The following is an 11,739-nucleotide window of genomic DNA, read 5'->3' as shown; positions in this document are numbered from 1 at the left end:
GAGAACCCGTACTGGTCCTTACGGTCCGAACCGTCCCCCGCGACCATCTGCGTCCCGCCCCACAACGCAGTGATCTTGTTGTGACACGTCCGCTCAGCCGCCCAGAAAGCGGCAACCGTCGCCGTGACGTCATCACGCAGCTGATTGTGCTCGTCGACCTTGTCCCCGTCGTACTCCCACTCGTCGTCGTCCTTCACCGACTCGACGAACGCCGCGGCGTCAATCTTGAGCTGCTTGAGCTTCGCGACCAGCGGCTGGACCTCCGTCGCATACGACGACAGGGCCGAGGACACCGTCTCCAGATCGTCCGCGAAACCGTCCGCACGATCCTTCACCGGCTTCGTGGTGGCGAAAAGCCGCTCCGCCTCCGGGGCGTGGTAGTACGCGGACAGGCCCTGGAACCGGGAGTGGACATCGGCACCCGCGTCGCGGAGATTCCCCGCGTCCTTCTTCAGGCCCGCGTAGTCCTTCTCCAACTGCGCCAGATCACCCGTGAACTGCGGGATCTTCTCCGGTGTGAGCACGTTGTCCCCCAAGCCCCGTCTGTCCGTGCCTGCCCGTGTCGGACCAGCCTGTCCGCCCTGTGGCCCTCGTGAGGTCGCGCCGAATCCGAACCGTCATTCTAGGAAAGGGCTGGGGGAAAGCCCCGGGACTGTCACCGAACCACTACAAAGCGGTTCGCCGTACGTCCTGTTCCGCCAGGGCGCGGGCCTCGTGGGCGAGCGTGTCGGCGGCCACCAGGTCGCTCGGCTCGGACGAGGCGAGGAGGCGCCGGGCCTCCGCCAGGCGGGTGCGGGCAGCCCCGTCGACGGCGTCTTCGTGCGCCGCGACGAAATCGTCCACGTCGGACACGGCCTCGCGCGCCACCAGCAGCGCGGCCGACACGAGGGCGGGCCCGGTGCGCCCTGCTCCGAGCGGTACGCAGGCCCGCACGACGCGGCGCAGGGCGTCCACGGGGGCGAGATCCCCGCTCGTGACGCCGTCCCGTACGGCGGCCAGGGTCTCGTCGGCCGCCGGCAGTTCCGCCTGCGCGTCCGCGAGGGCCGCCGGGAGCAGTTCCTCCGCCGCTGTCAGGGCGGCGACGCGTCGTACCACGGACGACACCGGTACGTCCGCCTGCGCGACGGGGCCCTCGGGGGCGTCCGGCGCGCCGCCGGGCGTCGTACGGGTGCGGGCCCGGCGGGTGCGGCGTACGGATCCGTACCCGGCGAGGGCCGCCGTCGCGCCCAGCACGGCGAGCGGGAGGACCAGCTCCTGGCCCGGCGTCTCGTCCTGCTGCTTCTGCCGCTCCTTCTGGCTCTTGCGCGGGGACGCGGCCGGGTGCGCGGGCGCGTTCGTGGCCGTGGCCTCGCCGTCCTTGATCGCAACCGGAACGGCTTCGCCGCTCGTCATCACCGGCAACACCAGCCACACGATTCCGGCCGTACCGCCCAGCACGGCGTGTCCCACCCGCACACCTTTGTGCGCGGAGGAAGCGCGCCGCGCCGGGCCCCGGCTGCAGGAAGGCGTCACAGTGCGGAGCGTATGAGCACCGACGCGGCTTCGCGACCGGGGGCCGGAGTCGTGGTGAGGGCGCCCCGGGCGGGGCGCCGGGGGAGGGGACGGCCGTGGAACCGACCGAACAGGGGGAGCGGGAGACCGATGGGCAGCGACAGGACACCGTGGCCCCGGACGACGCGGGGGCCCCGGACGCGGAGGCCCCCCACGCGGCCACCGGCACCGGTACGGGTACCGATGTCGACAGCGGTACCGGCACCGGCACCGGCGCCGCCGCCACGACCGCTCGGCCCGGTCGCCGCCTGCGCCGGGCGAGGCGAGTCGTCCTGGCCGTGGTCCTCGTCGTCCTCCTCCCGCTCCTCGTCGCGGAGGCCGCGCTGCGGGTGAACTACCTGGGGGATCCGGGTGAGGGCACGTACACCCGGGAGCGTGACGCCATCTGGCTGGGGCACGCCTGGGTCGACGGGCGCAAGAAGGACGCCGACATCGAGGCGCTGGCGCGGCGGCTGAAGGGGACCGGTATCCGGGACCTGTACGTCCACGCGGGGCCGCTGGAGCACGACGGGACGCTGCCCGAGTCGCTGTATCCGCGCGCGAGCCGGCTCGTCGGGGCCGTGCACCGGGAACTGCCCGGTATCCGTGTGCAGGCCTGGCTCGGGGACGTGCTCGCCACCGAGACCCCCGACGGCATGCGCCTTGAGCGGGCCGGGACCCGTGCCGCCGTGCTCGGTTCCACCCGGCAGATCCTGGACGCCGGCTTCGACGGGGTGCACTTCGATCTGGAGCCGTTGCACTCCGGCGACCGGCACTATCTGACCCTTCTCGACGCCCTGCACCGCGAGACCCGCGCCCGGGGCGTCCCGCTCTCCGTCGCCGCGCACCAGATCGACCCGCTGCCGGGGTTCCACTCCTTCTGGGGGACGGTCGCCGGGCACCCGAAGTGGTGGTCGCAGGCGTTCTTCGGTCAGGTGGCGCGCCGCGTCGACCAGATCGCGGTGATGTCGTACGACACGATGCAGCCGCTGCAGGGCACCTACGGCGGTTACGTGGCGCAGCAGACCGCGCTGGCCCTGGAGGCCACCCCGCCCTCGACGGATCTGCTGATGGGGCTGCCCTTCTACCACGAGAACCGCTTCGGTCACTGGGCGCACGCCGAGACCGTGTCCGCCGCCGTACGGGGCGTACGCCTCGGGCTGTCCCGCACCGACCGGGACCGCGCCCGCTTCGGTGTCGCGCTGTACGTCGACTTCGCGGCGACGGAGGAGGACTGGGCGGCGTACCGGGAGGGCTGGGTGCCCGATCCCGGCTCGCTCTAGGCCCCGCTGGCTCTGGGCCCGGCTCGCTCCGGGCGCGGCTTGCTCTGGGCCCGGTGGCTCTGGGCCCGGCTCATCCCTGGGCCGGGCCCAGCTCCGCCCTCTAGGAGGACCGGCGCCGGATCTTCGAGCCCAGCCAGACCAGCGGGTCGTACGCGCGGTCCACGGCCCGTTCCTTCAGGGGGATCAGCGCGTTGTCCGTGATCTTGATGCCTTCGGGGCAGACCTCCGTGCAGCACTTGGTGATGTTGCAGTAGCCGAGGCCGTGTTCGTCCTGGGCCGTCCTCTTGCGGTCCAGCCCGGACTCGGCCGCCGCGTCCAGCGGATGCATGTCCAGCTCGGCCACCCGCATCAGGAACCGCGGGCCCGCGAAGGCCGGCTTGTTCTCCTCGTGGTCGCGCACCACGTGGCAGGTGTCCTGGCACAGGAAACACTCGATGCACTTGCGGAACTCCTGCGAGCGGTCCACGTCCTCCTGCATCATCCGGTACTCGCCCGGGGCGACCCCGGCGGGCGGGACGAACGCCGGAACCTCCCGGGCCTTGTCGTAGTTGAAGCCGACGTCCGTCACCAGATCGCGGATCACCGGGAACGCGCGCAGCGGGGTGATCGTGACCGTCTCGGCCCGGTCGAAGACGGACATGCGCGTCATGCACAGCAGCCGCGGCCGTCCGTTGACCTCCGCCGAGCACGAACCGCACTTGCCCGCCTTGCAGTTCCAGCGGACCGCGAGATCGGGCGCCTGGGTGGCCTGCAGGCGGTGGACGATGTCGAGGACCACCTCGCCCTCGTTCACCTCGACGGAGAAGTCCGCCAGGCCGCCGCCGTCCGTGTCGCCCCGCCACACCCGGAATCGGGCCTCGTAGCCGCTCATACGTCCAGCTCCTCCTCGGCCAGGTACTTGGCCAGCTCCTCCTTCTCGAAGAGGGCCAGCAGATCCGGGCGGACGGGCTCGGTCGTCTCGCGGGTGAGGGAGATCCGGCCGGGGAGCGGGTCCCCCGCCGGCCCGCCGCTCGCCCGGCCGGCCCCCGCGCCCGCCGGCCCGTCCGTGAGCGTGCACAGCAGATTGACCGCGCGCCAGGCGCGGTCCATGGACGGATGGTCCTCGCGGGTGTGCCCGCCGCGGGACTCGGTGCGCTCCAGCGCCGCCCGCGCCACGCACTCGCTGACCAGCAGCATGTTCCGCAGGTCCAGGGCGAGATGCCAGCCCGGGTTGAACTGCCGGTGCCCCTCGACGCCCACGCGCCGGGCCCGTTCGCCCAGCGCCGCCAGCCTCCGCAGCGCGTCCTCCATCTCGCCCTGGCGGCGGATGATGCCGACCAGGTCGTTCATGGTCTGCTGGAGCTCCTGGTGCAGGGTGTACGGGTTCTCCGGTGTGTGTTCCCCGGCCGGTCCCGTCTCCCGGCCCGACTCGGTCCCCCGGTCCGGCGCCGAGAACGGCCGCAGCGCCTCGGCCGCCGCCGCGTCGGTCTCCTCCGCGGCCACCCGGGGGCGGGCGGTCCCGGCCGGGCCCGCCGCGTACGCGGCCGCGTGCCGGCCGGCGCGGCGGCCGAACACCAGCAGGTCGGAGAGCGAGTTGCCGCCGAGGCGGTTCGAGCCGTGCATGCCGCCGGCGACCTCGCCCGCCGCGTACAGCCCCGGCACGCCGCGTGCCTCCGCGGTGTCGGAGTCGACGGCGATGCCGCCCATCACGTAGTGGCAGGTGGGCCCGACCTCCATGGGCTCGGCCGTGATGTCGACGTCGGCCAGCTCCTTGAACTGGTGGTACATCGACGGCAGCCGCCGTTTGATCGTCTCGGCGGGCATCCGCGTGGAGACGTCCAGGAAGACGCCGCCGTGCGGGGAGCCCCGGCCCTCCTTCACCTCGGCGTTGATGGCCCGCGCGACCTCGTCGCGGGGGAGCAGCTCGGGCGGGCGGCGGTGGTGGTCCGGGTCGTCGTACCAGCGGTCGGCCTCGTCCTCGGACTCGGCGTACTTGTCCTTGAAGACGTCCGGGACGTAGCCGAACATGAACCGCTCGCCGTCGGAGTTGCGCAGCACACCGCCGTCGCCGCGCACCGACTCGGTGACGAGGATGCCCTTCACGGACGGCGGCCAGACCATGCCCGTCGGGTGGAACTGCACGAACTCCATGTTCAGCAGGGGAGCCCCGGCCAGCAGGGCCAGCGCGTGCCCGTCGCCCGTGTACTCCCACGAGTTCGACGTCACCTTGAAGGACTTGCCGATGCCGCCCGTCGCGAGGACAACGGCCGGTGCCTCGATGACGAAGAACCGGCCGGACTCCCGCTCGTAGCCGAAGACGCCCGAGACGCGCTCGCCGTCCTTCAGGACGCGGGTGACCGTGCACTCCTGGAAGACCTTCAGCCGGGACTCGTAGTCGCCGGTCTCACGGAAGTCCTCCTGCTGGAGCGCGACGACCTTCTGCTGCAGGGTGCGGATCAGCTCCAGGCCGGTGCGGTCGCCGACGTGGGCGAGGCGCGGGTACTCGTGGCCGCCGAAGTTGCGCTGCGAGATCCGGCCGTCCCTGGTCCGGTCGAACAGGGCTCCCCAGGTCTCCAGCTCCCACACCCGGTCCGGGGCCTCCTGGGCGTGCAACTCGGCCATCCGCCACTGGTTGAGGAACTTCCCGCCGCGCATCGTGTCGCGGAAGTGGACCCGCCAGTTGTCGTGCTCGTTGGTGTTGGCCATGGCCGCCGCGATGCCGCCCTCGGCCATCACGGTGTGCGCCTTGCCGAACAGCGACTTGCAGATCACGGCCGTACGGGCGCCCCGCTCGCGCGCCTCGATCGCGGCGCGCAGCCCGGCGCCGCCCGCCCCGACCACGACGACGTCCCATTCCTGCCGGTCGATCACGGACATCAGAAGAACCTCGGATCGTCGAAGACGCCGGACGCGACGAGATACACGTAGAAGTCGGCGAGCGCCACGCTCACCAGCGACGCCCACGCGAGCTGCATGTGCCGGGCGTTGAGCTTCCCGACCAGCTGCCACATGCGGTAGCGCACCGGATGCCGCGAGAAGTGCTTCAGCTTGCCGCCCACGATGTGCCGGCAGGAGTGGCAGGACAGGGTGTACGCCCAGATCAGCGTGATGTTCACCAGGAACACCAGGGAGCCCAGGCCCATGTGGCCCCACGCGTACGTCTCGTCCCGGAAGGCGAGCACGGTGTCGTAGGTCAGGATTCCGGCGACGGGGATCGCGGCGTAGAAGAAGTACCGGTGGATGTTCTGCAGCACCAGCGGGAAGCGGGTCTCACCCGTGTACGTCGTGTGCGGCTCGGCCACCGCGCAGGCCGGCGGGGACGCCCAGAAGCTCCGGTAGTAGGCCTTGCGGTAGTAGTAGCAGGTCAGCCGGAAGCCGAGCGGGAAGATCAGGATGATGACGGCGGGGGACAGGCCCCACCAGGCGCCGAGGACCTCCCAGTTCGGGCCGCTCCGCATCGGCTCGCAGCTCTCCGCCAGGCACGGCGAGTAGAACGGCGAGACGTACGGCGCGGCGTAGTAGTCGGCGTTCGCGAAGGCCCGCCACGTCGAGTAGACGATGAAGGCCAGCAGACCGGCCGCGGTGACGGCGGGCGCCAGCCACCAGCGGTCGGTCCGCAGGTGCGGGGCGGCGATCGCGGCACGCGCACCGCTGCGCACACCGCCGCGCACGCGGCCGCCTGAGGGTTGGGGGTCTGTGGCGGGAGGTTCCGTCCCAGTGGCCACGTCTCGCCTCCGGTCGGGGTCAGGGAGCGTGCCGGTCGCGGGCACCGAGACCCTCGTCGTCGGAGTCGGTCCACAGCGTCCGGTCGTACGGCGTGTCGGAGATCGTGACGAGGTCCGGCCGCGGGGGTGTGTCCGGGGTGCCCGGGGCGGACGCCGACTCCTGCAGGAGGGCGACGCTCTCGCGCAGGTGCTCGGTGTCGGTCCGGACCCGGCGTATCTCGAGACCGCCACTGCCCAGCTGCTTCTCCAGGCGCCCCACGGACCGCTTCAGGTCGTCGAGGCAGCGCTGGACCGATGTCAGATCGTCATGCACGGACATGACGTGCCCTCACTTCCGCGGGTTTGTTCACCCAAGGCGGCAATGTTCATGCGCCTGAGAGTGTCGCGCGTCACACCGGCCTGTGGGAAGGGACACGCGCGGATTGGCCGAGGCGCGCCGTCGCGGACCGGCCTTCGCCGCGCCCCGCCGGCCGCCCGGGCGCCGTCCGCCGGGTGCCGGTCCTCCGCCCGTGCGCCCCGGCCGCGTTCGGCCGGACGGGTGGCGTTCGGCCGCGGGCCGCCGTGTCGCCGCGCGCCGCGGATGCCTTTTCCCCTTCAGTGGCCGCATACATCTGATGAGCTCCATATACCGCCAAAAGTGATCACACCCGCGGCTTCCCGGAGGTACGCAGAGATGTCCCCCCACGGCGCCCGACTCAGGCCGTCTCGCCCCACCCCCGGTCGCCGCACGGTGCTGCGCCCGGTCGCCCTGCTCACCGCCGGGGCCCTCGCGGTCCCCCTGCTGACCGCCTGCTCCTCCGAGGACCGGCCGGACAGACCACTCGCCCCGCAGGACGTCGCGCCCGCCGCCCGCGACCGGATCGCCGACGGGGGGACCCTGCGCTGGGCGGTCGACTCGGTGCCCGACACCCTGAACACCTTCCAGTCGGACGCCGACTCCACCACCTCGCGGATCGCGCAGGCCGTCCTGCCGTCGATGTACCGGCTGGACGCGAACGGCCGGGCCGAGCGGAACCCCGACTTCCTGGAGTCGGCCGAAATCGTCGGGACCGAGCCGAAGCAGGTCGTGCTCTACAAGCTGAACCAGCAGGCCGTCTGGAGCGACGGCCGCGAGATCGGCGCCCCCGACTTCGTCGCCCAGTGGCGCGCCCTCTCCGGAAAGGACACCGCCTACTGGACCGCCCGCAACGCCGGGTACGAACGCATCGAGAAGATCCAGCGCGGCGCCAACGACCTGGAGGTCAAAGTCACCTTCAACCGGCCCTACGCCGACTGGAAATCGCTGTTCTCGCCGCTGTACCCGAAGGAGGTCATGGGCAACGCGGACGCCTTCAACGACGGGGCCCGCCGCAAACTCAAGGTGACCGCGGGACCCTTCACGGTGAAGCGGGTCGACCGCGCGAAGGACAAGATCACCCTGGTCCGCAATCCGCGCTGGTGGGGCCACCCGGCCAAGCTCACCCGGATCGAGCTGCGCGCCGTACCCCGCAAGGAACGGACCGCCGCGCTGACGGCCGGCACGGTCGACCTGGCCGAGATCGACCCCGCCGCGGCCCGCCGCATCACCGTCGCCGCCCGCCCGAAACCGGCCAGGACGCCGCTGATGGCCGCCGCCGGGACCGGGCTCGCCGGCCCCGCCCTCGCGCCCGCCCCCGACCGGCACGGCTCCCCCGCCGAGGCCCTGCGGTCCTGGGCCGTGGCGCACGGCTCCGACAAGGCGGCCGCCGAGCGGGAGACCAAGGCCCGCAAGGAGCTGCGTGAGGCGGCCGAGAAGCAGGAACGCGTCCGGCGGGCGCTACGCGGCTACGAGGTCCGCAAGTCGCTGGAGCCCGCCTACACACAGCTCGCCCTCAACGGTGCCGACGGCCCCCTCGCCGACGAGCGGGTGCGCCGGGCGGTGGCCCGCGCCCTGAACCGCGAGGACATCGCGCGCGCCGTCCTGAAGCCCCTCGGGCTGCCGGCCGAGCCGGTCGGCAGCCACCTCGCGCTCGTCGGCCAGGACGCCTACGCCGACGGCAGCGGCGCCCTCGGCGGCCAGGACACCGAGGAGGCGCGGGCCCTGCTCGCGGACGCGGGCTGGGTGCGTGGCGGCCCCGTCAGCAAACGGAAGGCCGAGAAGGCCGCCGGAGCCGGGAGCGACAGGCAGGAGAAGGCCGAGAAGGCCGAGAAGGCCGGGAAGGCCGGGAAGGCCGGGAAGGCCGGGAAGGCCGCCGGGGCCGGGAGCGACGGCGCCGAGGAGGCCGGGAAGAAGAACGACACGCTGAAGGGCACCGACGACCGCGGCACCCGCGACGGCGGCCGTGGCGACGACAAGGCCGGCGACCGGTGGCCGCACCATGGCGGCGGCGAGCGCCAGGCCCGGCACAGCAGGTCCGGTGCCTACGCCCCCGAGGGCACCCCCGCCCCCCGGGGCACCCGCGCCCCCGCCCGCGCCGCGGCCGACCGGCTCGCCAAGGACGGCCAGGCACTCACCCTCCGCTTCGTCCTGCCGTCGGGCCCGGGCACCGAGTCCCTGCGGGCCGTGTCCGACCGGATCATCCGGATGCTGGACCGGGTCGGCATCCGCGCGGCCGTGACCAAGGTGCCCGACGAGAACTACTTCAAGGATCACGTCGCGTCCGGCGAGTACGACCTCGCCCTGTACTCCTGGCCCGCCTCCGCCTTCCCCGCCACCGACGCCCGCCCGATCTTCGCCAAGCCGGTCGCGGCGGCCGACGGGTCCCTCAGCGTCGAGCAGAACTACACCCGCGTCGGCACCGACCAGGTCGACCAGCTCTTCGAGCAGGCGGCGGCCACCCTGGACGAGGACGAGGCCCGCTCCCTGATCCGCAAGGCCGACGCCCGCATCTGGGCGGCGGCCGGCTCCATCCCCCTCTACCAGCGTCCCCAGCTCACGGCGGCCCGCCGCAATCTGGCCAACGCGGGAGCCTTCGGCTTCGGGACACCGGTGTACGAGGACATGGGGTTCCTGAAGAAGTGAGAGCCCGGGAGACGACCCCGGCGAAAGCAGCTCGTCCGGCGCTCGGCGGTGAGGCCGTCCGGGCCGGAACGCGGGGCCCCGGGGCGGCTGCCCCCGGCGGGGCCGGCCCGGCGCGCAGGCCCGTGAAGCCGGGCCGGACTCACCCGGCAGGCCCCCGCGGCGGCGGCCCCGTACCATGGGGTGAGGCCGAGGCACGTTCAGCCCGGCAGGGCCCGCGCACCGCTGGCGTTCGCGCAGGGCATTCCTCAGCACTCCGGGAGTACGCCTTATATGGCCACGCGCCACGACATCCGCAATGTCGCCATCGTCGCCCACGTCGACCACGGCAAGACCACCATCGTCGACGGGATGCTCAAGCAGGCGGGCGCGTTCGCCGCCCACCAGCTCGATTCCGTCGACGACCGCATGATGGACTCGAACGACCTGGAGCGTGAGAAGGGCATCACGATCCTCGCCAAGAACACCGCGGTGAAGTATCACCCGAAGGACGGCGGGGACCCGATCACGATCAACATCATCGACACCCCCGGCCACGCCGACTTCGGCGGCGAGGTCGAGCGCGGGCTGTCGATGGTCGACGGCGTCGTGCTGCTCGTGGACGCGTCCGAGGGCCCGCTCCCGCAGACCCGCTTCGTGCTGCGCAAGGCCCTCCAGGCCCGCCTGCCGATCATCCTGTGCATCAACAAGACGGACCGCCCGGACGCCCGTATCGACGAGGTGGTCAACGAGACGTACGACCTCTTCCTCGACCTGGACGCCGACGAGGAGCAGATCGAGTTCCCGATCGTCTACGCCTGCGGCCGTGACGGCATCGCGTCGCTGACGAAGCCGGCCGACGGCACGGTCCCGGGCGACTCCACCAGCCTGGAGCCGTTCTTCTCGACGATCCTGCAGCACATCCCGGCGCCGACGTACGACGACACGGCCCCCCTCCAGGCGCACGTCACGAACCTGGACGCGGACAACTTCCTCGGCCGTATCGCGCTGCTGCGCGTCCACCAGGGCGAGCTGAAGAAGGGCCAGACCGTGGCCTGGATCAAGCGCGACGGTTCCATGACGAACGTGCGCATCTCCGAGCTGATGATGACCGAGGCACTCACCCGCAAGGCCGCCGAGAAGGCCGGCCCGGGTGACATCTGCGCCGTCGCCGGCATTCCGGACATCATGATCGGCGAGACGCTGGCCGACCCGGAGAACCCGGTCCCGCTGCCGCTGATCACGGTGGACGAGCCCGCGATCTCGATGACCATCGGGACGAACACCTCGCCGCTGGTCGGCCGCGGCGGCACCGGCAAGGGCGCCGACGCGAAGGCGGCCGTCAAGGACCGCAAGGTGACCGCCCGCCAGGTCAAGGACCGGCTGGACCGCGAGCTCATCGGCAACGTCTCGCTCCGTGTCCTGGACACCGACCGCCCGGACGCGTGGGAGGTTCAGGGCCGCGGCGAGCTGGCGCTGGCCATCCTGGTCGAGACGATGCGCCGGGAGGGCTTCGAGCTGACCATCGGCAAGCCGCAGGTGGTCACGAAGGACGTGGACGGCAAGGTCTACGAGCCGGTCGAGCGCATGACGATCGACGTGCCCGAGGAGCACATGGGCGCGGTCACGCAGCTGATGGGCGTCCGCAAGGGCCGGATGGACAACATGTCCAACCACGGCTCGGGCTGGGTCCGCATGGAGTTCGTCGTGCCGTCCCGCGGTCTGATCGGCTTCCGTACCGAGTTCCTGACCCAGACCCGCGGCACGGGCATCGGGCACTCCATCCACGAGGGCCACGAGCCGTGGTTCGGCCAGCTGCAGACCCGTAACAACGGCTCGCTGGTCGCCGACCGCTCCGGGGCCGTCACCGCGTTCGCGATGACGAACCTCCAGGAGCGCGGCGTGCTGTTCGTGGAGCCGGGCACCGAGGTGTACGAGGGCATGATCGTCGGCGAGAACTCCCGCTCCGACGACATGGACGTCAACATCACCAAGGAGAAGAAGCTCACCAACATGCGGTCGTCCACGGCCGACGTGGCGGAGTCGATCGTCCCGCCGCGCAAGCTGTCGCTGGAGCAGTCCCTGGAGTTCTGCCGCGACGACGAGTGCGTCGAGGTGACCCCGGAGGCCATCCGCATCCGCAAGGTGAACCTGGACGCCCGCGAGCGCGCCCGCGCCGCGAGCCGCGCCAAGCACGGCTGACACACGCCGGTCGTACGACGACACCGGGCACCCCGCTCGCCGCGGGGTGCCCGGTGTCGTCGTA

The 11,739-nt window shown here is 72.1% G+C and carries 8 protein-coding genes and 1 pseudogene; 3 read left to right on the top strand and 6 right to left on the bottom strand.

Features of this window, described 5'->3' with window-relative positions:
• Positions 1-524 (bottom strand): annotated as a pseudogene (locus tag ABZ354_RS28340) (protein phosphatase); the annotation flags it as partial.
• A gap of 142 nt (positions 525-666) precedes the next feature.
• Positions 667-1,449, bottom strand: coding sequence for a hypothetical protein (locus ABZ354_RS28335; RefSeq protein ID WP_358661533.1), 783 nt, complete (start codon positions 1,447-1,449; stop codon positions 667-669).
• Positions 1,450-1,607: 158 nt separating this feature from the next.
• On the opposite strand from ABZ354_RS28335, the gene ABZ354_RS28330 reads away from it, so the two are divergent.
• The gene (locus ABZ354_RS28330; RefSeq protein ID WP_358661531.1) at positions 1,608-2,813 is read left to right on the top strand and encodes a hypothetical protein; all 1,206 of its coding nucleotides are present in this window, start codon (positions 1,608-1,610) and stop codon (positions 2,811-2,813) included.
• 100 nt (positions 2,814-2,913) lie between these two features.
• Here ABZ354_RS28330 and ABZ354_RS28325 read toward each other — a convergent pair whose 3' ends face one another.
• The 4 genes from ABZ354_RS28325 to ABZ354_RS28310 are packed head-to-tail and all read right to left on the bottom strand — an operon-like array spanning position 2,914 to position 6,836.
• A complete protein-coding gene (locus ABZ354_RS28325) occupies positions 2,914-3,684 on the bottom strand; it encodes a succinate dehydrogenase/fumarate reductase iron-sulfur subunit (protein ID WP_358661527.1) in 771 nt (256 codons plus the stop codon).
• On the bottom strand, positions 3,681-5,669 hold the full coding sequence (locus ABZ354_RS28320) for a fumarate reductase/succinate dehydrogenase flavoprotein subunit (RefSeq protein ID WP_358661525.1): 1,989 nt from the start codon (positions 5,667-5,669) through the stop codon (positions 3,681-3,683). Before ABZ354_RS28320 ends, ABZ354_RS28325 begins: the two co-directional genes overlap by 4 nt.
• Entirely contained in the window at positions 5,669-6,517 is an 849-nt protein-coding gene (locus tag ABZ354_RS28315) for a hypothetical protein (RefSeq protein WP_358661523.1), read from the bottom strand. The genes ABZ354_RS28320 and ABZ354_RS28315 overlap by 1 nt, the downstream gene beginning before the upstream one ends.
• A 19-nt stretch (positions 6,518-6,536) precedes the next feature.
• The gene (locus tag ABZ354_RS28310; protein ID WP_358661521.1) at positions 6,537-6,836 is read right to left on the bottom strand and encodes a hypothetical protein; all 300 of its coding nucleotides are present in this window, start codon (positions 6,834-6,836) and stop codon (positions 6,537-6,539) included.
• A gap of 354 nt (positions 6,837-7,190) precedes the next feature.
• Here ABZ354_RS28310 and ABZ354_RS28305 point away from each other — a divergent pair, with 354 nt between their 5' ends.
• Entirely contained in the window at positions 7,191-9,497 is a 2,307-nt protein-coding gene (locus ABZ354_RS28305; protein WP_358661519.1) for an ABC transporter family substrate-binding protein, read from the top strand.
• Positions 9,498-9,767: 270 nt separating this feature from the next.
• Positions 9,768-11,675 (top strand): translational GTPase TypA, encoded by a 1,908-nt coding sequence (typA, locus tag ABZ354_RS28300; protein ID WP_358661517.1) that lies wholly within the window; start codon positions 9,768-9,770, stop codon positions 11,673-11,675.
• Positions 11,676-11,739 lie beyond the last annotated feature (64 nt).

Origin of the sequence: Streptomyces sp. NPDC005925 (assembly GCF_040638805.1) — a bacterium.
Taxonomy (GTDB): domain Bacteria; phylum Actinomycetota; class Actinomycetes; order Streptomycetales; family Streptomycetaceae; genus Streptomyces.
The sequence above is the reverse complement of the archived record's forward strand: the minus strand, read 5'-3'. Positions and strand labels throughout refer to the sequence as shown.